General features: G+C 73.1%; 22 protein-coding genes. 14 read left to right on the top strand and 8 right to left on the bottom strand.

The window, feature by feature from the left end:
- Positions 1-48 precede the first annotated feature (48 nt).
- The 3 genes from FE634_RS20645 to FE634_RS20635 are packed head-to-tail and all read right to left on the bottom strand — an operon-like array spanning position 49 to position 1,963.
- Entirely contained in the window at positions 49-462 is a 414-nt protein-coding gene (locus FE634_RS20645) for an arsenate reductase ArsC (protein ID WP_138876985.1), read from the bottom strand.
- Positions 459-1,610, bottom strand: coding sequence for an ACR3 family arsenite efflux transporter (gene arsB / locus FE634_RS20640; RefSeq protein WP_138876984.1), 1,152 nt, complete (start codon positions 1,608-1,610; stop codon positions 459-461). The genes FE634_RS20645 and arsB overlap by 4 nt, the downstream gene beginning before the upstream one ends.
- Positions 1,607-1,963, bottom strand: coding sequence for an ArsR/SmtB family transcription factor (locus FE634_RS20635; RefSeq protein WP_246060974.1), 357 nt, complete (start codon positions 1,961-1,963; stop codon positions 1,607-1,609). Before FE634_RS20635 ends, arsB begins: the two co-directional genes overlap by 4 nt.
- A 101-nt stretch (positions 1,964-2,064) precedes the next feature.
- Here FE634_RS20635 and FE634_RS20630 point away from each other — a divergent pair, with 101 nt between their 5' ends.
- Positions 2,065-2,541 carry an ArsI/CadI family heavy metal resistance metalloenzyme gene (locus FE634_RS20630; protein ID WP_148240931.1) on the top strand — a complete coding sequence of 159 codons (477 nt, stop codon included), beginning with the start codon at positions 2,065-2,067 and terminating at the stop codon, positions 2,539-2,541.
- 48 nt (positions 2,542-2,589) lie between these two features.
- Here FE634_RS20630 and FE634_RS20625 read toward each other — a convergent pair whose 3' ends face one another.
- The 3 genes from FE634_RS20625 to FE634_RS20615 are packed head-to-tail and all read right to left on the bottom strand — an operon-like array spanning position 2,590 to position 4,770.
- Entirely contained in the window at positions 2,590-3,066 is a 477-nt protein-coding gene (locus FE634_RS20625) for an SRPBCC family protein (RefSeq protein ID WP_138876982.1), read from the bottom strand.
- Positions 3,067-3,109: 43 nt separating this feature from the next.
- A complete protein-coding gene (locus tag FE634_RS20620; protein ID WP_138876981.1) occupies positions 3,110-3,466 on the bottom strand; it encodes a ClpX C4-type zinc finger protein in 357 nt (118 codons plus the stop codon).
- Positions 3,463-4,770 carry an MFS transporter gene (locus FE634_RS20615; protein ID WP_187366767.1) on the bottom strand — a complete coding sequence of 436 codons (1,308 nt, stop codon included), beginning with the start codon at positions 4,768-4,770 and terminating at the stop codon, positions 3,463-3,465. The genes FE634_RS20620 and FE634_RS20615 overlap by 4 nt, the downstream gene beginning before the upstream one ends.
- Positions 4,771-5,138: 368 nt before the next feature.
- Here FE634_RS20615 and FE634_RS20610 point away from each other — a divergent pair, with 368 nt between their 5' ends.
- On the top strand, positions 5,139-5,351 hold the full coding sequence (locus tag FE634_RS20610; protein WP_138876979.1) for a hypothetical protein: 213 nt from the start codon (positions 5,139-5,141) through the stop codon (positions 5,349-5,351).
- Positions 5,352-5,409: 58 nt separating this feature from the next.
- On the opposite strand, the gene FE634_RS20605 is transcribed toward FE634_RS20610, so the two are convergent.
- Complete coding sequence (locus tag FE634_RS20605) at positions 5,410-5,988, bottom strand: TetR/AcrR family transcriptional regulator (protein ID WP_138876978.1); 579 nt, start codon at positions 5,986-5,988, stop codon at positions 5,410-5,412.
- A gap of 85 nt (positions 5,989-6,073) precedes the next feature.
- On the opposite strand from FE634_RS20605, the gene FE634_RS20600 reads away from it, so the two are divergent.
- On the top strand, positions 6,074-6,790 hold the full coding sequence (locus tag FE634_RS20600; protein WP_138876977.1) for an SDR family oxidoreductase: 717 nt from the start codon (positions 6,074-6,076) through the stop codon (positions 6,788-6,790).
- A 76-nt stretch (positions 6,791-6,866) separates the two neighbouring features.
- Here FE634_RS20600 and FE634_RS20595 read toward each other — a convergent pair whose 3' ends face one another.
- Positions 6,867-7,142 (bottom strand): hypothetical protein, encoded by a 276-nt coding sequence (locus FE634_RS20595; RefSeq protein ID WP_137295666.1) that lies wholly within the window; start codon positions 7,140-7,142, stop codon positions 6,867-6,869.
- Between the two features lie 133 nt (positions 7,143-7,275).
- Between FE634_RS20595 and FE634_RS20590 the strand changes: the two genes are divergently transcribed.
- From FE634_RS20590 to FE634_RS20540, 11 genes are all read left to right on the top strand, one after another.
- Positions 7,276-7,755 carry a hypothetical protein gene (locus tag FE634_RS20590; protein WP_137295665.1) on the top strand — a complete coding sequence of 160 codons (480 nt, stop codon included), beginning with the start codon at positions 7,276-7,278 and terminating at the stop codon, positions 7,753-7,755.
- A complete protein-coding gene (locus FE634_RS20585; protein WP_246060973.1) occupies positions 7,748-8,341 on the top strand; it encodes a GNAT family N-acetyltransferase in 594 nt (197 codons plus the stop codon). The genes FE634_RS20590 and FE634_RS20585 overlap by 8 nt, the downstream gene beginning before the upstream one ends.
- A 214-nt stretch (positions 8,342-8,555) precedes the next feature.
- The gene (locus tag FE634_RS20580; RefSeq protein WP_138876976.1) at positions 8,556-9,746 is read left to right on the top strand and encodes an inositol-3-phosphate synthase; all 1,191 of its coding nucleotides are present in this window, start codon (positions 8,556-8,558) and stop codon (positions 9,744-9,746) included.
- The gene (locus tag FE634_RS20575; RefSeq protein WP_222847637.1) at positions 9,739-10,614 is read left to right on the top strand and encodes an SCO3242 family prenyltransferase; all 876 of its coding nucleotides are present in this window, start codon (positions 9,739-9,741) and stop codon (positions 10,612-10,614) included. The genes FE634_RS20580 and FE634_RS20575 overlap by 8 nt, the downstream gene beginning before the upstream one ends.
- Positions 10,611-11,501 carry a sugar phosphate isomerase/epimerase family protein gene (locus FE634_RS20570; RefSeq protein WP_148240929.1) on the top strand — a complete coding sequence of 297 codons (891 nt, stop codon included), beginning with the start codon at positions 10,611-10,613 and terminating at the stop codon, positions 11,499-11,501. Before FE634_RS20575 ends, FE634_RS20570 begins: the two co-directional genes overlap by 4 nt.
- Positions 11,498-12,130, top strand: coding sequence for an EboA domain-containing protein (locus FE634_RS20565; RefSeq protein WP_148240928.1), 633 nt, complete (start codon positions 11,498-11,500; stop codon positions 12,128-12,130). Before FE634_RS20570 ends, FE634_RS20565 begins: the two co-directional genes overlap by 4 nt.
- Complete coding sequence (locus FE634_RS20560) at positions 12,130-12,990, top strand: TatD family hydrolase (protein ID WP_137295702.1); 861 nt, start codon at positions 12,130-12,132, stop codon at positions 12,988-12,990. The genes FE634_RS20565 and FE634_RS20560 overlap by 1 nt, the downstream gene beginning before the upstream one ends.
- Entirely contained in the window at positions 12,987-14,201 is a 1,215-nt protein-coding gene (eboE, locus tag FE634_RS20555; RefSeq protein WP_138876974.1) for a metabolite traffic protein EboE, read from the top strand. Before FE634_RS20560 ends, eboE begins: the two co-directional genes overlap by 4 nt.
- Positions 14,198-15,592, top strand: coding sequence for an alkaline phosphatase family protein (locus FE634_RS20550; RefSeq protein WP_212722058.1), 1,395 nt, complete (start codon positions 14,198-14,200; stop codon positions 15,590-15,592). The genes eboE and FE634_RS20550 overlap by 4 nt, the downstream gene beginning before the upstream one ends.
- 79 nt (positions 15,593-15,671) lie before the next feature.
- Positions 15,672-16,679, top strand: coding sequence for a sugar phosphate isomerase/epimerase family protein (locus FE634_RS20545; protein ID WP_138876973.1), 1,008 nt, complete (start codon positions 15,672-15,674; stop codon positions 16,677-16,679).
- Positions 16,680-16,827: 148 nt separating this feature from the next.
- Positions 16,828-18,378: a sugar ABC transporter ATP-binding protein gene (locus FE634_RS20540; RefSeq protein WP_262347513.1), complete on the top strand. Its 1,551-nt coding sequence runs from the start codon at positions 16,828-16,830 to the stop codon at positions 18,376-18,378.
- The last annotated feature ends 3 nt before the right edge of the window (positions 18,379-18,381 follow it).

Raw genomic sequence — 18,381 nt, 5'->3', positions numbered from 1 at the left:
AGCCGTCGTCGGCCGGCCGGCCCACCGTCCCCCGAGCGCGTGGGGAGATCAGGCGGTCGGGGTGTCCGGGACGAGCTCGGCGAGCAGCGCGCGGACGCGCTGGTCGATCTCGTCGCGGATCTCGCGCACGGAGTCGGGACCCTTGCCGGAGGGGTCGGTGAGGACCCAGTCCTCGTAGCGCTTGCCGGGGTAGATGGGGCAGGCGTCGCCGCAACCCATGGTGACGACGACGTCGGCGGCGGCCACGTCGTGGGTGAGGAGCTTCTTGGGGAGCTCCTGGGAGATGTCGATGCCGATCTCGGCCATCACCTCGACGACGGCGGGGTTGACGCTGTCGGCGGGTGCGGAGCCGGCGGAGCGGACGCGGACGCGTCCGGCGGCGTGCCGGGCGAGGAGCGCGGCTGCCATCTGGGAGCGACCCTGGTTGTGGACGCAGACGAAGAGGACCTCGGGGGTCGTCATGTGGATCTCTTTCCGGTCGCGGGCGGGCGGTGACGGGTTCGGGTGGTGGCGCGGGGGTAGTACCGGCGGCGGGCCCACAGGGAGACGTGGACGAGCCCGACCAGCACGGGGACCTCGATGAGGGGGCCGACGACTCCGGCGAGGGCCTGTCCGGAGGTGACCCCAAAGACGCCGATCGCCACGGCGATGGCCAGCTCGAAGTTGTTGCCTGCCGCGGTGAACGCCAGCGTGGTGGTGCGCTCGTAGGTCATCCCGAGCGCGACGCCGAGGGCGAACGAGCCCGCCCACATGAGGGCGAAGTAGGCCAGGAGTGGCAGCGCGATGCGGGCCACGTCGAGGGGCCGGTGGGTGATGGTGTCGCCCTGCAGGGCGAACAGGACGACGATCGTGAACAGCAGCCCGTGGAGGGCGGTCGGGCCGATGCGGGGCAGGAACGTCGTCTCGTACCAGTCGCGGCCCCTCGCCCGCTCGCCGAGGGTCCGGGTGAGGAACCCGGCCAGGAGCGGCACGCCGAGGAAGACCAGGACCGACGTCGCGATGTCCCAGACCGACACGTGGAGCCCGCCCCCGCCGCCCCCGCCGGTGTCGGCGAGGCCGAGCCAGCCGGGGAGCAGCTCGAGGTAGAGGTAGCCGAGCCCGGCGAAGGCGACGACCTGGAAGACCGAGTTGATCGCGACGAGGATCGCGGCGGCCTCCCGGTCGCCGCACGCCAGGTCGTTCCAGATCAGGACCATGGCGATGCAGCGGGCGAGGCCGACGATGATCAGGCCGGTGCGGTACTCCGGGAGGTCGGGCAGCATCAGCCAGGCCAGGGCGAACATGAGCGCCGGGCCCACGATCCAGTTCAGCAGGATGGACGCCGCGAGGAGGCGCCGGTCGGCGGCGACGCGGCCGAGCTCGTCGTAGCGGACCTTGGCCAGGACCGGGTACATCATGACCAGCAGGCCGACGGCGATGGGCAGGGAGACCGACCCGATCTCCACGCTCGCGAGGGCGTCGTCGAGGCCGGGGATGCTGCGTCCGAGGAGGAGCCCGAGGGCCATGGCCGCGACGATCCACACCGGCAGGAACCGGTCGAGGGTAGAGAGCCGCGTCGCGACGGCGTCCTCGGAGGAGGTGCCGGCCCGCTCGCCGACGACGTCGCTCACACGCTCGTCCCGGCCGGGACGACGGCCGCGAAGAGGTTGACCATGGCCTCCATCGCCTCGGGGCGCGCTTGGTAGTAGACCCAGACGCCGCGCTTCTCACGATCCAGCAGCCCGGCCTCGTGGAGCACCTTGAGGTGGTGGCTGATGGTCGGCTGGGACAGGTCGAAGGCCGGGAGCAGGTCGCACACGCACGCCTCGCGCCCCTCGTGCGAGAGCACCAGCGACATCAGCCGCAGCCGGACCGGGTCGGCGAGGGCCTTGAGGAGCGGAGCGACCGTGGCGGCCTGGTCCTCGCCCATCGGCTCCCGCGCCAGCGGGGTGCAGCACGCCAGGGCGTCTGGGGGGACCGGCACCGGCCGAGCAGAGTTCGACATGCGTCTATGTTGACGGGCGTCGATGTGGAGCGCAAGATGACATCGACCTTGATCGATACGTCCGAGTGAGAGCAGCCTCCATGTCCCGAGTGCAGCTGGCCCTCCGCGTCGCCGACCTGGAGGCGTCCATCGCGTTCTACTCCACGCTCTTCGACACCACCCCTGCCAAGCGCCGGCCCGGCTACGCGAACTTCGCCATCGCCGAACCCCCGCTGAAGCTGGTGCTCCTGGAGGGCCGGGCCGGTGAGGACACCCGCATGGACCACCTCGGGGTCGAGGTCGAGACCACCGACCTCGTCACCGACGCCCACCACCGGCTCGCCGAGGCCGGGGTCCTCACCCGGCCCGAGGACAACACCACCTGCTGCTACGCCGTCCAGGACAAGGTGTGGGTCACCGGCCCCGGCCGGGAGCCCTGGGAGGTCTACACCGTGAAGTCCGATGCCCGGCCCGACCTCGAGGGGCACGCCGAGGAGCCCGGAGCCGCGGTCGACGGCACCTGCTGCACGACCAACGACGAGGCGATGCGACTCACCGTCAGCCCTCCCGGTCGCTGACCTCCTGCGAACGGGACCTGCCGTCGCGCGCCCCCGTCGGCCTCGACCTCAAGGGGTCACCAGCGCCGCGAGGTGGGTGAGGGAGTCGGCCAGGTGGGTCGGCGGGAACGGCGGGAAGCCCTGCACGCGGCGGGCCTCGCGCGTGGTCGCCGACCAGTCGTAGGTGAGCGTCACCTCGGTGAGGGAGGGACCGAGCGCGCTCAGGTCGTACCGCCAGGTCCAGCCGCCGAACTCGAGGTCGCCGGTCCCTGCCGAGCGATGGCCGGGCTTCCAGGAGATGACGTGCGGCGGCACGAGGTCGAGGACCAGGTTGGCCATCTCGTAGGTGCCGTCGGGATGGCGCTCGTGGAACATCCCGACCCGGAAGATCTGTCCCGCGGCGGTGATCGGGACAGGCTCGACGGGATCGCGCACGCGGCCGGTGCCGTCGATGGCGCGGTGCTGGGAGGGATCGGCCAGGACCGCGAAGACGGAGGCGGCCGACGCCTCCACGCGGGCGGTCGCGCTGATGCACTCGTGGGTCACGAGGATCCAGACCGGTGCGCCGGGCGGAAGTGATCGGTCCGCGTCAGTCCAAGTCGGTCGAGAAGCGCTCCCACGCCGACTGACGGGTCATCCCCAGGCCCTCACCGATCCGGGCCCAGGTGACGCCCCGAGCCCGCAGCCGCTGGGCACGGTCCACGACGGCCTCCTCCACCTGGTCGCGGGACGCCGCGATCTGCGCCATGTCGCGGAGCAGGTCGTCGTCGCTCTTGTCGTCGAGCGGAGGGAACGACGGCGTGGGCTTGCCCGCCAGGATGTCCACGCAGACCTCGACGCACTCGTTGCAGATGTACACACCCGGGCCGGCGATGAACCTCTCGGCCTCGGTCCCGAGCGTGCCGCAGAACGAGCAGTGGTGGTCGTCCGGGTTCGTGGGGGTCATGGCGTTCCTTCCGCAGTGTCAGGCACGTCCTGACGCGTTGTCAGGCTACGCCTGACGGATCCGGATGCCAAGCGACCCCGCCGGCGAGTCGCTCCCGCGCCGGCACGGGCGGGACCGAGCTGCCCGAGGAGCGCCGGCAGCGTGAGCACGATGCCGAGCCCGGCGACGGCGACCAGCCCGGCGTGTGGTCCGGCCACCGCCGAGAGCGGACCGGCCGCCAACGAGCCCAGCGCGATGGCGCCCACGTTGAGCTGGTCGTAGATCCCGAAGACCCGGGCCAGCGTGCCGGTGTCGGTCGAGCGCTGGAGCAGCGTCACCGCCGCCACCTCCGCCACCATGGTCGTGCCGCCGGCGACCACGAGGAGCGCGACGCCCAGCGCGGTGGCGCCGACCGCCCCGAGGGCGGCGAGGGTGAGGCAGAAGCCGACGAGGGTCACGACCAGGACCGCGGAGGTCCGGTCGCCGCGGGTGCACCGGTTCACGACCAGCATCGACGCCAGGGCGCCCACGGTCAGGGCGGCGTTGAGCAGGCCGAGCGGGTCGTCGTCCCCCGGCGCCGCGTCGGCGAGAAGCACGATCGCCACCACCAGGTAGCCGTACAGGAGGTTGTCGACGACGGCGAGCCCCATGGGCCGGCGGACCTCGGGCCGACGGGCCACGGCGGCGACCCCGGCGACCAGGTCGGCCCACCAGCCGGTCGCCCGGTCCCGTGCCGGTCGGCGGAGTCGCACGGACGCCGCGACGGTGCCGGCGACGGCGAAGAGGACCGCGGCGACGAGCACCGTCACCTCCGTCCCGGCGCCGGCCAGGACGAGCAGCCCGAACACCCCGGGCCCACCGATCCAGGTCACGTTCTCGACGCAGGTGACGAGCGCGTTCGCCGGCGGCAGGTCGCGGTCCGGCACGCACTGCGGCGTGGCAGCGGCGAGCGAGGGGAACGACGGCGTCGCGGCCACCGCGACGAGGGCGGTGACACCGGCCAGGACGGCGACCGGCCAGCCGGCCGCCGTCCCGGCGACGAGCACGAGCGCGAGCGCCGTCCGCACCCACGCGGCACCGGCCAGCACGGCGCTGCGCGACCGGCGGTCGGCGAGCACACCGGCGAGCGCCGAGCACAGGGCGTACGGCGCGAACGCCGACGCGACGGTCACCGAGACCCAGACGCCGGACCGGGTCTCCGCGAGGACGTGGACCCCCACCGCGAGGGTGACGACGAGCTGGCCGACGGTGGCGAGCCCGTGGGCGAGGCAGAGCCGGCGGAACGCCGTGCTCGCCAGTGCCGACCGGAAGCCTGGGCGGTTCACCGACGGACCTCGGGCAGCGGCACGACCGTCATCGGTGGCTCCCTCGGTTCGCCGGCCACCCGCACGGGAAGCCGTCCTCCCTCCAAGGACCCGGCAGGCCGGGCGGTGATACCTCCGCCGACGCACCCGACGCAGGCCCCACCGGTGTGCGGACAACCAACCGGGCCGAGGAGGCGTCGAAGGCTCGTGAAGTCCCTCCTCCCAGCGCTGGCCGCTGCCGTCGTCCTGGCCGGCTGCGGCCCGGGCCCCGGTGGGCGCATCCGGAGGCGCCGTCGTACGCGATCGACGCTCCACGAGGCTGGCGGCTGACCCGGCCGACCTCGAGCGCCGGGGTCTTCACCGACCCGACCGGCGCACGCACCCTGCGGATGGACAGCCTGGGCGGTCTGCACCCGGTGCGAGGTGTGCTCGTCCGTGCCGCCGGCCGGCTCACGCTCATGCGGGTGGTGGGCTACGACGTGGGACGCGGGCCGGTGCGGCCGGCGTCCTACCTCGTCACCGTGAGCGGTGGTGCCTCGGACGGTCCGGGGCTGCGTGCGATCCTGCGGCACGTCACGCCGACGGTCTTCTCGACGCCGTGAGGCCGGGGCGCCGGACCGGGCCCTGAGGTCCCCGGGCCGCCGTCGGGACGGGCTGGTCTCAGGAGCGGTCCGCCACCCGGTCGTCCGGCGGCGCCGGCACGGCCGCCATCGCGGCGTCGGCGATGCCCTGGAGGTCCTCGATCGTGCCGCCGTCGCGGGCGGAGCCCGACATCCCGCGCAGCACGGCCACGAGGAACCGGGCGAGGTGGTCGGTGTTCGTGGTGGGGGGCAGGTCGTGGTCCCGCACCCCTTGGTCGAGCCGGTCCTGGAGACGCCGGCGGAGCACGTCGCGCTGCGCCTCGAGCCGCGGTTCGGTGAGCATGAGGCACCCCGCCGGCGTCGCCGGGTCGGTGTGGGCGCGTGCGGTGTCGGCCAGCACCCGGGCCACGGCCTCGCGCGCGGTCGGGAGCGCCGTGGCGTGGTCGACCGCCTCGCACGTGCGCCGGAAGTAGAGCGCCGCGGCCTCCTCGAACAGGCGACGCTTGTCGCCGAAAGCCGCGTAGAGGCTGGGAGGCGTGAGGCCCATCGCCGCGGTCAGGGTCGCCACGGAGGTCTCCTCGTAGCCCGCGCGCCAGAACTGCTCGACGGCCACCGCGAGCGCGGCGTCGCGATCGAAGCTCCGAGGTCGGCCAGCCATGACCCCACCATAACGTATCGATCGCTACGGAATGTGCTAGCGTCCGGCACGTAATCAGTAGCAGTCACTACAGAATGGGATCGTCATGGACATCAACGGAGCGGTGGTGCTCGTCACCGGCGCCAACCGGGGCATCGGGGCCGAGTTCGTCGAGCTGCTGAAGCAGCGCGGCGCGACCAAGATCTACGCCGGTGCGCGCGACGCGAGCACGATCGTCGCGGCCGGCGTCCACCCGCTCGAGCTTGACATCACCGACCCTGCCCAGGTCGAGGCGGCCGCGGCCGCCGCCGGCGACGCGGAGGTGGTCATCAACAACGCCGGCATCTCCACCGGCACCTCGCTCGTGACCGGGGACGAGGCGCTGATCCGTCGCGAGATGGAGACGAACTTCTTCGGGCCGCTGCTGGTGACGCGCGCGTTCGCCCCCGTCCTGGGCCGCAACGGCGGCGGCGCGATCCTCAACGTCATCTCGGCGCTGTCGTGGTTCACCCTCCCGGGCGCCGGCGCCTACGCCGCCTCGAAGGCCGCGGCCGCGGCGCTGACCGACAGCACGCGGCTCGAGCTGGCCGCCCAGGGCACGCACGTGGTCGCGGTGCACATGGGGCTGGTCGACACCGACATGGCCAGGACCGTGGAGGCGCCGAAGATCGCGCCGTCGGACCTGGCGCGCGCCGGGCTCGACGCCGTCGAGTCCGGTTCGCAGGAGGTGCTCGCCGACGACTGGGCGAGGTTCGTCAAGGCGGGGCTCGCGGACGACCCGAGGGTGCGGTACGAGCAGATCCTCACCGCCCTGGGCGGCTGAGGACGACCCGGCCCGACACGGGCGCCGGACCGGACGCGACCGCCGTCGGGGCCGACCGGGCGGTCGGCCGCCGGGGTCAGGCAGCGCGGAGCGCGGCCACGCGCTTGACCAGGTTGCGCAGGGGCGTGGCGTGCGCGATGAGGCGGCGGCCGTCCTGGTCGAGGCCGAAGTGGGCGAGCAGGTCCTGGCGGCCCTCGCGCTCGGCCATGAGCATGATGGCGTCGCGGTCGTACTCGGCGGCGAGGTCGGCGGCGCGGGAGAGGTCGTCGGCCGCGACGGCGGCGTTGATGGCCTCGACGTAGCCGGCGTGGAGGGTGTTGAGCTCGTCGATCAGGCGGGTCTGGTGCGTCATGGCGGGTTCCTGGGGACGTCGGGTTGGTGCCTTCCCTCCAGTGTGGCGCCGCGATTGGATCGATCCAAGGCCCGGGCGGCGTGAGGTTGGGCACCCGGCCCGGCCGGGGACGGGTGAGGCACACTGGTGCGCCATGAGCCGCCCCGACGACCAGCCCACCGGCGGCTCGCCGCTGGTCGCCGACCTCCTCTCCGGGGACCGGGACCGCATCCTGCCGGCGGTGTGGGCGATCGTGAGGACCCGCGACCCCGAGGTCCTGGCGCCGCCGGCCCGCGCATCGGCCGCGATCGAGGCGGCGACCACGGACGTCGAGCTCGGCGGGGCGCTCGCGTCGAACCGGTGGCACCTCGCCCACGCCCTCGGCCGGCTCAGGCGTTTCGCGGCGGGCGAGTGCCTGTGCGGCGCCTACCCCGACCACCAGTTCTACGACCCGGCCAAGGAGGTGGACCGCGGACACGTCACGGTCGTGGGGACGGTCGACACGGGTCGTCAGTGGGTGCCCGACCGGATCTGCGAGTGCCGCGACTGCGGCACCCGGTTCCAGGTCGAGCAGGGCGAGTACCACTACCCGTGGTGGGCGTGGACCGAGGTCGCACCGGCCGAGGGTGGGTGAGCCCGCGGTGCCGCTCCCCACGCCCACCCTCCTCACCGCGCGGCTGCGACTGCGGCCGATCACCGACGCGGACGCCGGCGTCCTCCTCGCGCTGCACGGCGACGCCCACGTGCTGCGCTACTGGGACTCCCCGCCCTGGACCGACGGCGCCCGCGCCCAGCGGTTCGTCGCGGCCTGCCGGGAGCTGGCCGCCGAGGGCACGGGTGCGCGTCTGGCCCTGGAGCGGACCACCGACGGTGCCTTCCTCGGCTGGTGCGGCCTGACCCGCTTCGACCCCCAGCACCGCAGCGCCTCGCTGGGCTACTGCCTCGGCGCCGCCGCCTGGGGCCACGGCTACGCGACCGAGGCGGCGGGTGCCGTGCTCGGCTGGGCCTTCGAGACCCTCGACCTGAACCGGGTCCAGGCCGAGACCGACACCCGCAACCTGGCCTCGGCCCGCGTCCTGGAGAAGCTCGGCTTCCGGCGCGAGGGCACGCTGCGCGAGGACTGCGTCGTGGACGGCGACGTGTCCGACTCGTGGGTCTTCGGCCTGCTGCGGCGCGAGTGGCGGCCGCCGACGACCGGCCCCGCCGGGGCGCCGGAGTGAGCGCCGGGACGAGCGCCGGAACGAGCGCCGGCGGGCCCCCGGTGGCGACGGTGTGGAGCGCCCTCAGATTTGCTTCGCAACGCGGCCACTTTTGCTTGACCCAGACACGAAAGACTCGTAACTTCGGCTGTGACTGCCATCACTGGCGGAGCGCTCGTCCGGGCCTGTCCGGACGAGCCCGCACGACCCCACCGCGACTCGGGAGACGAGCACCATGACCATCGACGACGCCGCCACCACCACGCCGACCCGGACCGGGATCTGGCTGGTCGGCGCGCGAGGCTCGGTGGCGACCACGACCGTGGTCGGTGCCCTCGCGCTGCGCGCCGGGCTGACCGACAGCGTCGGCCTGGTCTCGCAGTTCCCCGAGGTGGCCGTCTCCGGGCTGCCCGAGGTCTCCGGGCTGGTCTTCGGCGGCCACGACGTCGCCACGCAGCCGCTCACCAAGCGGGCCGAGCAGCTGGTCCAGGGCGGCGTCCTGCCGGCGCGCCTGATGCCGCTGCTGGCCGAGGAGCTGGAGGCCGTCGACCGCCGGGTCCGCCACGGCCTCGACCCCGCCACCGGTGAGCCGCAGGGCGTCGCGGTCGACCGGCTCCGCGACGACCTGGTCGCCTTCCGTGCCGCCGAGGGCCTCGACCGCGTGGTCGTGGTCGACGTCGCCAGCACCGAGCCGCCGGCCGGTGCGGTCGCAGCCGACGGACCGCTGGGCGACCTCGCGGTCCTCGAGTCCGCGCTCGACGCCGGCGAGAGCCCGCTGCCGCTGTCGTCGGTCTACGCGCTGGCCGCCTACCGCGCCGGCTGCTCCTACGTCTCCTTCACCCCCAGCCCCGGTTCGCGGCTGCCCGCCCTGGCCCAGGCGGCCGAGCGGGCCGGCGTCCCGTGGGCCGGCAGCGACGGCAAGACCGGCGAGACGCTCGTGAAGTCGGCACTGGCGCCGATGTTCGCCACCCGCGCCCTCAAGGTGCGCTCGTGGGCGTCGTACAACATGCTCGGCGGCGGGGACGGTGCCACGCTGGCCGACCCCGCCGCCGCTGCCAGCAAGATCGACTCGAAGCGCAACGGTCTGGAGGCGATGCTCGGTCACGAGGTCGACGGCCCGATGCACATCGACAACGTCCCCGACCTCGGCGACTGGAAGACCGCGATGGACCACGTGTCCTTCGAGGGCTTCCTCGGGGTCCGGATGAGCCTGCAGTTCACCTGGTCCGGCTGCGACTCCGCCCTGGCGGCGCCGCTCGTGCTCGACCTCGCGCGGCTCACCGCCCGCGCGCACGAGGCCGGCCGCACCGGCCCGCAGTCGGCGCTGGGATTCTTCTTCAAGGACCCGGTCGACAGCGACGAGCACCGCCTCGGCGCCCAGTGGGACGCCCTGGTCGCGTGGTGCTCCGGACTCGCCCGTGGCTGAGCGACCCCTGCTGGTCGGTCTGGCCGACCTGGCCGAGCTCGTGCGGGCCCCCGCGGCCCTCAGCGTGCCCGGTGACACGCTGGCCGGGGCGGCCGCCGTCGGCGCGCTGTCGCCGGCCTCGGCCCTGATGCCGCTCGCCTCGATCTGCCTGTACTGGTCCGGCATGGCCCTCAACGACTACGCCGACCGGGAGCTCGACGCCGTCGAGCGGCCCGAGCGGCCGATCCCCTCGGGTCGGGTCGGCGCGGGCACGGCCCTGGGCATCGCCGCCGGCCTCACCGTCGCCGGCGTCACCACCGCGGCGCTCGCCGGCGGTCGCCCCGCCGCCCGGACGGCGGTGCTGCTCACCGCGGCCGTCTGGTCCTACGACCTCGTGCTGAAGAACAGCCCCGTCGGCCCCGCGGCGATGGCCGCCGCGCGCGGCCTCGACGTCCTGCTCGGCGCCGGGCGCACCCCGGGCGCCGCCGCGGCGCCCGCCCTGCTCGTCGCGGCGCACACCGCCGGCGTCACCGCGCTGAGTCGCGGCGAGGTGCACGGCACCCGCCCGGCCACCGCCGCCTCCGTCACCGCCGTCACCGGGCTGGTCGCCGGGCTCACCGCCTGGCGCGCCCGCGGCCGCGGCCGCGGCGCCGTGCTGCCCGCCGTGCTCGCCGCGACGTACGCCGCCGCCGTCGGCCGGGCCCAGGCGCGCGCCGTCAGCGACCCGAGCGCACCGACGGTCCGCACCGCCACCGGCGCCGGCATCCGGGGCCTGGTGCCGCTCCAGGCCGGCCTGCTCGCCGGCTCCGCGGCCCCCCGCACGGCCGTGGCGCTGCTCGCCGCCGCCCCGGCCGCGGCGTGGGCCTCGAAGGTGGTCTCGCCGACATGAGCGGCCCGCTCCGCTACGGCTACGGCACCAACGGCCTGACCAGCCACCGCCTCGACGACGCCATCGACCTGCTCGCCGACCTGGGCTACGACGGCGTCGCCCTCACCCTCGACCACCTCCACCTCGACCCCTTCGCGCCCGAGCTGCCCGCCCGCACGGCCGCCGTGGCCCGGCACCTCGAGCGCCGCGGGATGGCCGTCGTCATCGAGACCGGCGCGCGCTACCTGCTCGACCCGCGGCGCAAGCACGAGCCCACCTTCGTCTCCGACGACGGCCGCGACCGCCGCGTCGACTACCTGCACCGCGCCGTCGAGGTCGCCGCCGACCTGGGCGCCGAGGCGGTGTCGTTCTGGTCGGGCATCCTGCCCGCCGGCGTCGACGCCGCCACCGGCTGGGACCGCCTCGTCGCCGGCGTGCGCGAGGTGCTCACGCTCGCCGAGCGACGCGGCGTCGTCTGCGCCTTCGAGCCCGAGCCCGGCATGGCGGTCGACACCCTCGACGGCGTCCTCGAGCTGCGCCGCCGTCTCGGCGACCCCGACGGCCTGCGCGTCACCCTCGACCTCGGCCACGTCGTGTGCAACGAGCCGCGGGGGATGGCCGAGACCATCCACCGCGCCGGCGACCTGATCGCCAACGTCCAGGTCGACGACATGGTCCACGGCGTCCACGAGCACCTCGAGATCGGCACCGGCGAGGTCGACTTCGTCGAGGCGCTCGGCGCCCTGCGCGGCGTCGGGTACACCGGCCTGGCGGCCCTCGAGCTGCCGCGCCAGGCGCACGCCGCCCCGGCCGTGGCCGAGCGGTCCCTGCGACTGCTGCGCGCCGCCGAGGCGCAGGCCACCGACGCGGACGACGTCCGGGTCCCCGAGACGGCGGAGCGACGATGACGACCCTCGACGAGCAGACCGAGCAGCGCCTGGCCGCCGCCGAGGACGCCGTGCGCGCCGACCCGGCCCGCGTCCGCTCCCTCTTCCCCGCCGCCGGCCGCGACATCGGCCGCACGCCCACCGCGCCGGGCGCGGCACCCGGCGAGGTCCGCGTCGAGGACGTCGTCCGCGTGCGCCTGCTGGGCGCGCTCGGGGAGGCCCTGGCCGCCGACCCCGACGCCCTGGCCCAGGAGGTCGCCGACCTCTACCGGTTCGGCGACGCCGCCGAGCGGCGCGCGGTGCTGCTGGGGCTCGCCACGCTGGTCTCCGCCGGGCGGCCCGAGCGGGCCGCGCTGCTGGTCCACGACGCGCTGCGCACCAACGACGTCCGGCTCGTCGCCGCCGCCCTCGGCCCGGCCGGTGCCGCACTGCTGGACGCTGACGCGTTCCGCCAGGCGGTGCTCAAGTGCCTCTTCGTCGGCGTCCCGCTCGACCTGGTCGCCGGGCTCGACGAGCGCGCCGACGCCACCCTGCGCACGATGGTCGCCTCGTACGCCGACGAACGGCGCGCCGCCGGCCGGGCCGTGCCCGACGACGCCCTGACCTTGTTGGACCCCGCCGGGCCCGACGCCCCGACCCAGGAGTCCTGATGCGCATCTTCGACCCGCACATCCACATGACCTCGCGCACGACCGACGACTACGAGGCGATGCACGCCGCCGGCGTCCGCGCCGTCGTGGAGCCGGCGTTCTGGCTCGGCCAGCCGCGCACCGGCGTCGACTCGTTCATCGACTACTTCGACGCGCTGCTCGGCTGGGAGCGCTTCCGCGCCGCCCAGTTCGGCATCGCCCACCACTGCACGATCGCGCTGAACCCGAAGGAGGCCAACGACCCGCGGTGCACGCCGGTCATCGACCTCCTGCCGCGCTACCTCGCCAAGGACGGCGTCGTCGCGGTCGGCGAGGTCGGCTTCGACTCGATGACCGAGGCCGAGGAGACGGCGTTCACCCGGCAGCTCGAGCTGGCCGGTGAGCACGGCCTGCCGGCGATGGTGCACACCCCGCACCGCGACAAGCTGGCCGGCACCCACCGCACCCTCGAGCTCGTCGCCGCCGTGGGGCTGCCGGCCGGGCACGTGCTGGTCGACCACCTCAACGAGGTCACCGTCGACGTCGTCGACGACGCCGGCGCCTGGATGGGCTTCTCGATCTACCCCGACACCAAGATGGACCCGCACCGGATGGTGGCCATCCTGGAGCGCCGCGGGCTCGACCGGGTCCTGGTCAACAGCGCGGCCGACTGGGGGCGAAGCGACCCGCTGACCACGCGCCAGACCGGCGACGCGATGCTCGCCGCCGGCTTCTCCGACGACGACGTCGACCGGGTGCTGTGGCGCAACCCCGTCGAGTTCTACGGCCAGAGCGGCCGGCTGCTGCTGGAGGCCCCGCAGGTCGAGGCCACCGACACCTTCGAGGGCTCCTCGGTGCTCCGCGGCGAGCGGGCGTCGTGAGGTTCCGCCACCGCGACGGCAGCCTGGTCCACCTCTCCTACGGCAGCAACGTCCACCCTGCCGAGACCGTCGACGGGATCGTGGCCCAGCTGCGCACCTACGCGGCCGGCGTCCGCTCGGCCCTCGACGCCGACGTCCTCGGGGTGGGGCTGTGGCTGCCGGCGGCGGTGGCCCACGAGCTCGCCCGGGACGCCGGCGCGCGCGACCGGGTCCGCCAGGTGCTGCGCGCCGAGCGGCTCGAGGTCGTCACCGTCAACGCCTTCCCCTACCGCGGCTTCCACGACGACGTCGTCAAGAAGGCCGTCTACCTCCCCGACTGGACCGACGACGCCCGGCTGGACTTCACCCTCGACTGCGCGCGGGTGCTGGCCGACCTGCTGCCCGACGAGGCCGTCCGCGGCAGCGTCTCCACCCTGCCGCTGGGCTGGCGCACTCCCTGGGACGACGACCACGACCGCGCCGCGACCGACGTGCTCCACCGCCTCTCCGACGGCCTCGCCGCGCTGGCCGACGACGTCGGTCGCCCCGTGCGCGTCGGGCTCGAGCCCGAGCCGGGCTGCCTGGTCGAGACCGCCGCGGACGCCGTCGAGCGGCTCGCCTGGCTCGCCGACCTCGGTCCCGGGCTCGTCGGGGTGTGCGTCGACACCTGCCACCTCGCCGTCGGCTTCGAGGAGGTGGCCGACGCGCTCGACGACCTCGAGTCCGCCGGGCTGCCGGTGGTCAAGGTGCAGGCCTCCGCGGCCCTGCACGCCGCCCGCCCCGGCGACGACGAGACCCGCGCCGCCCTCGCGGGCTGGGCCGAGGGTCGCTTCCTGCACCAGACCCGCGAGCCGGTCGGCGCCGAGGTCAGCGGGCGCGACGACCTCGACGAGGCGCTGGGCCTCGACGGCGCCGGCGGCGAGCCGCTGCCGGCGCGTCGTCCGTGGCGGGTGCACGTGCACGTCCCGGTGCACGCCGACCCGGAGCCGCCGCTGCGCAGCACCCGTCCGCACCTCGAGGCCGGCCTCACCGCCCTCCTCGGCGGCGACCACCCGGTCGTCGACCACGTCGAGGTCGAGACCTACACGTGGGGCGTGCTGCCGCCCGAGCTGCGCCCGCGCGACGACGCCGGCCTGGTCGCCGGCATCGCCGCCGAGCTCGCCTGGGCTCGCGACCGACTCGTCGCGCTCGGCCTCGACCCCGTCCCCGGACTGCAAGGAGCCCCCTCGTGAGCCAGACCCCCGCACCGACCCCGCCCCGCCTGCTCGTCGTCGACGTCGTCGGCCTCACCCCCGACCTGCTGCGCCACATGCCCCGCGCCCAGCGGGTGGCCACGGCCGGGTTCGCGGCCGAGCTCGGAACCGTGCTGCCCGCCGTCACCTGCTCGGTGCAGTCGACCTTCCTGACCGGCCTGCTCCCGCGCGACCACGGCATCGTCGGCAACGGGTGGTACTTCCGCGACCTCGGCGAGGTCCTGCTCTGGCGCCAGCACAACGCGCTCGTGCAGGGCGAGAAGCTGTGGGACGTCATCCGGCGCGAGCGACCCGGCTACAAGGTCGCCAACGTCTGCTGGTGGTACGCCATGGGCGCCGACGTCGACAGCACCGTCACGCCGCGGCCGGTCTACCACGCCGACGGCCGCAAGAGCCCCGACTGCTGGACCTGGCCGCCGGAGCTCCACGACCGGCTGACCGACAAGCTCGGCCCGTTCCCGCTCTTCACCTACTGGGGACCGACCGCGGCCATCCCGAGCTCGCGCTGGATCGTCGAGGCGGCCCGCGAGCTGATGCCGGAGCACGACCTCACCCTGGTCTACGTGCCCCACCTCGACTACGACCTCCAGCGCTTCGGCCCCGACAGCGAGCAGGCCGTCCAGGCGGCCCGCGACGTCGACGAGGTGCTCACGCCGCTGCTCGACGACGCCGAGCGCACCGGCACGACCGTCGTCCTGCTGAGCGAGTACGGCATCACCAAGGCCTCCCGCCCGGTCGACGTCAACCGGCTGCTGCGCCGCGAGGGCCTGCTCCACGTGCACCACAACGCCACCGGCGAGCTGCTCGACCCCTGGACCTCGCGCGCCTTCGCCGTCGCCGACCACCAGGTCGCGCACGTCTACGTCAAGGACCCCGCCGACCTGCCCCGGGTGCGCGCGCTGTGCGAGGGGCTCGACGGCGTCGACCAGGTGCTCGACCGCGAGGGCCAGGCCGAGCTCGGGCTCGACCACGAGCGGGCCGGCGAGCTGGTGCTCGTCGCCGAGCCCGATGCCTGGTTCACCTACTACTACTGGCTCGACGACGCGCTCGCGCCCGACTTCGCCAAGGCCGTGGAGATCCACAAGAAACCCGGCTACGACCCCGCCGAGCTCTTCCTCGACCCGGAGGACCGGCTCGTGAAGGCGCGCGCCGGGCTGACCCTGGTGCGCAAGAAGGTCGGGCTGCGCTACTCCATGAGCGTCGTCCCGCTCGACCCGGCGCCGGTCAGCGGCAGCCACGGGCGGCTGCCCAGCCGCCCCGAGGACGGTCCCGTCCTGCTCTGCTCCGACCCGAGCGTCAAGGCCGAGCGGATCGAGGCCACCGACGTCCGCGACCTGCTGGCGAGGCTGGCCACCGGCTCCCGGCCGTGACCCGGACCTGACCCCGCTCCACCCGCTCGACCCATCTGTTCGTTCGTCTGTCCTGTTCTGTTCTGCGAGAGGAACTCTCATGCCTCGTCCGATCACGTTGTTCACCGGCCAGTGGGCTGATCTGCCGTTCGAGGAGGTGGCTCGGCTGGCGTCGGGGTGGGGCTACGACGGCCTGGAGATCGCGTGTTGGGGCGACCACCTCGATCCGTGGCAGGCGGCTGAGGACGACGCCTACGTGCAGGGCAAGCTCGACCTGCTGGAGAAGTACGGGCTGAAGGTGCACGCGATCTCGAACCACCTGAAGGGTCAGGCGGTCTGTGATGACCCGATCGACGGGCGTCACGAGGCGATCTTGTCGAGCCGGGTGTGGGGTGATGGTGACCCCGAGGGGGTGCGCCAGCGCGCGGCGGAGGAGATGAAGCTGACCGCGCGTACCGCGCAGCGCCTGGGTGTGGACACGGTGGTGGGGTTCACGGGTTCGGCGATCTGGAAGTACGTGGCGATGTTCCCGCCGGCGACCGAGGAGATGGTGGCGGCTGGGTATCGCGACTTCGCGGATCGGTGGAACCCGATCCTGGATGTCTTCGACGAGTGTGGGGTGCGGTTCGCCCACGAGGTGCATCCCTCGGAGATTGCTTATGACTACTGGACGACGGTGGCGACGTTGGAGGCGATCGGTCATCGTCCGGCGTTCGGGTTGAACTGGGATCCGAGTCACTTCGTGTGGCAGGACCTGGATCCGGTGGGGTTCTTGTGGGACTTCCGGGATCGGATCTACCACGTGGACTGCAAGGACGCGAAGCGTCAGGTGGGCAATGGTCGTAATGGTCGGTTGGGGTCGCACCTGCCGTGGGCCGATCCCCGGCGGGGGTGGGACTTCGTCTCGACCGGGCACGGGGATGTGCCGTGGGAGGCGTGTTTCCGGATGTTGAACACGATCGGGTACCAGGGTCCGATCTCGGTGGAGTGGGAGGACGCGGGGATGGACCGGTTGGTGGGGGCTCCGGAGGCGTTGGAGTTCGTGCGTCGGTTGGCCTTCGACCCGCCCTCGGCCGCGTTCGACGCCGCATTCTCGACCAGCTCCTGAGCCCCTCACCACCCCCCCTGCGGGTGCCATTTCGCGACATTTGCACGATTGCTAGTCAGAACTACTTGCCCTGATGACAGAAGACGCTCTACCTTGGGCGTGCGCACGCGCCCTGTGAGCGCAGTCACAACCAGGACGAGGGGACGACATGCCTGATCTCGGCAAGCGGGAGGACGCGTCATCGACGCCGGCCACCCCCGACGTCGACGGTGATGTGCTGTTGCAGATGAGTGGCATCGTGAAGGTGTTTTCGTCGGTGCGGGCGTTGGGTGGTGTTGATCTGGATGTTCGTCGCGGTGAGGTGCACTGTTTGTTGGGTCAGAATGGTGCGGGTAAGTCGACGATGATCAAGATCTTGTCGGCGTCCTACATCCCTGATGAGGGGTCGATGACGTGGAAGGGTGTGCCGGCGAGGTTCGCGAATCCGCAGGCCGCGATTGATGCTGGTGTGGCCACGATCTACCAGGAGCTTGATCTGGTGGATGGGTTGACGGTGGCGGAGAACATCTTTTTGGGTCATGAGGTTTCCACTGGCGGGTTCTCTCGTCGGGGTGCGGCGAATGCGCGGGCCCGGGAGATCCTGGCTCGTCTGGGTCACAGTGAGATCAGTCCGTCGCGGTTGGTGGGTGATTTGTCCCCGGCTGGGCAGCAGGTGGTCTCGATGGCTCGTGCGTTGTCGCACGAGGTGGATTTGTTGATCTTGGATGAGCCGTCGGCGGTGTTGGACCACGGTGAGGTGGAGAACCTGTTCCGGGTGGTGAAGAGCCTGACCGCCCAGGGGGTGGCGGTGGTCTACATCTCGCACCGGTTGGAGGAGATCCGCCAGATCGGGGATCGGATCACGGTGTTGAAGGACGGGGTGACGGTCGCGACGGGTTTGCCGGCGAAGTCGACCCCGACGGCGGATCTGATCAAGTTGATGACCGGTCGTGCGATCGAGTACGTGTTCCCCGAGCGTGCCGCTGGTGTGGTGGCGGTGGCTGAGCGCGAGGTGGTGCTGCAGGTCGAGGACCTCTGCCTGGCTGGTCATTTCGCTGGGGTGGACCTGGCGGTGCGGGCCGGGGAGATCGTGGGTCTGGCGGGTCTGGTGGGTTCGGGGCGCACGGAGATCTTGGAGACGATCTACGGTGCGCGTCGGGCTTCCTCGGGCACGGTGAGTGTGGATGGCACGCGGTTGCGTCGTGGTGCGGTTGATGCTGCGGTGCGTGCGGGGGTGGGTCTGGCTCCGGAGGAGCGCAAGAGTCAGGGTCTGTTGTTGGACCAGCCGGTCTTTGCCAACATCAGCGTGTCCTCGATGAGGTTGTTCCACCGGTTCGGGTTCATCCAGCGGGCCAAGGAGAAGGCGAAGGCCCGTGAGCTGGTCGATTCCCTCGACGTGCGTCCGCGCAACATCGCCCGTCACGTGCGCACGATGTCGGGGGGCAACCAGCAGAAGGTGGTCCTGGCGCGGTGGCTGCTGCGGGGTGTCGGGTGTTGTTGCTCGATGAGCCGACTCGTGGTGTCGATGTGGGCGCGCGTGCCGAGATCTACCGGTTGGTGCGTGACCTGGCTGACTCGGGGGTGGCGGTGGTCGTGGTCTCGAGCGAGGTCGAGGAGGTGCTCGGTCTGGCTGATCGGGTGCTGGTGGTGCGTGAAGGACGTGTGGTGCACGAAGCTGCTGCCGCTGAAATCGATGAGTCCCGGGTCCTGGACCTGGTGATGG

The sequence above is a fragment of the Nocardioides sp. S-1144 genome (assembly GCF_005954645.2).
Lineage (GTDB): Bacteria > Actinomycetota > Actinomycetes > Propionibacteriales > Nocardioidaceae > Nocardioides > Nocardioides dongxiaopingii.
The sequence above is the reverse complement of the archived record's forward strand: the minus strand, read 5'-3'. Positions and strand labels throughout refer to the sequence as shown.

Excerpts from the sequence above, each read along its gene's own strand:
- FE634_RS20645 (WP_138876985.1), bottom strand. The coding sequence starts at position 462 with ATGACGACCCCCGAGGTCCTCTTCGTCTGCGTCCACAACCAGGGTCGC.
- FE634_RS20630 (WP_148240931.1), top strand. The coding sequence starts at position 2,065 with ATGTCCCGAGTGCAGCTGGCCCTCCGCGTCGCCGACCTGGAGGCGTCC.
- FE634_RS20620 (WP_138876981.1), bottom strand. The coding sequence starts at position 3,466 with ATGACCCCCACGAACCCGGACGACCACCACTGCTCGTTCTGCGGCACG.
- FE634_RS20610 (WP_138876979.1), top strand. The coding sequence starts at position 5,139 with ATGGACAGCCTGGGCGGTCTGCACCCGGTGCGAGGTGTGCTCGTCCGT.
- FE634_RS20605 (WP_138876978.1), bottom strand. The coding sequence starts at position 5,988 with ATGGCTGGCCGACCTCGGAGCTTCGATCGCGACGCCGCGCTCGCGGTG.
- FE634_RS20600 (WP_138876977.1), top strand. The coding sequence starts at position 6,074 with ATGGACATCAACGGAGCGGTGGTGCTCGTCACCGGCGCCAACCGGGGC.
- FE634_RS20595 (WP_137295666.1), bottom strand. The coding sequence starts at position 7,142 with ATGACGCACCAGACCCGCCTGATCGACGAGCTCAACACCCTCCACGCC.
- FE634_RS20590 (WP_137295665.1), top strand. The coding sequence starts at position 7,276 with ATGAGCCGCCCCGACGACCAGCCCACCGGCGGCTCGCCGCTGGTCGCC.
- FE634_RS20580 (WP_138876976.1), top strand. The coding sequence starts at position 8,556 with ATGACCATCGACGACGCCGCCACCACCACGCCGACCCGGACCGGGATC.
- FE634_RS20570 (WP_148240929.1), top strand. The coding sequence starts at position 10,611 with ATGAGCGGCCCGCTCCGCTACGGCTACGGCACCAACGGCCTGACCAGC.
- FE634_RS20565 (WP_148240928.1), top strand. The coding sequence starts at position 11,498 with ATGACGACCCTCGACGAGCAGACCGAGCAGCGCCTGGCCGCCGCCGAG.
- FE634_RS20560 (WP_137295702.1), top strand. The coding sequence starts at position 12,130 with ATGCGCATCTTCGACCCGCACATCCACATGACCTCGCGCACGACCGAC.
- FE634_RS20545 (WP_138876973.1), top strand. The coding sequence starts at position 15,672 with ATGCCTCGTCCGATCACGTTGTTCACCGGCCAGTGGGCTGATCTGCCG.
- FE634_RS20540 (WP_262347513.1), top strand. The coding sequence starts at position 16,828 with ATGCCTGATCTCGGCAAGCGGGAGGACGCGTCATCGACGCCGGCCACC.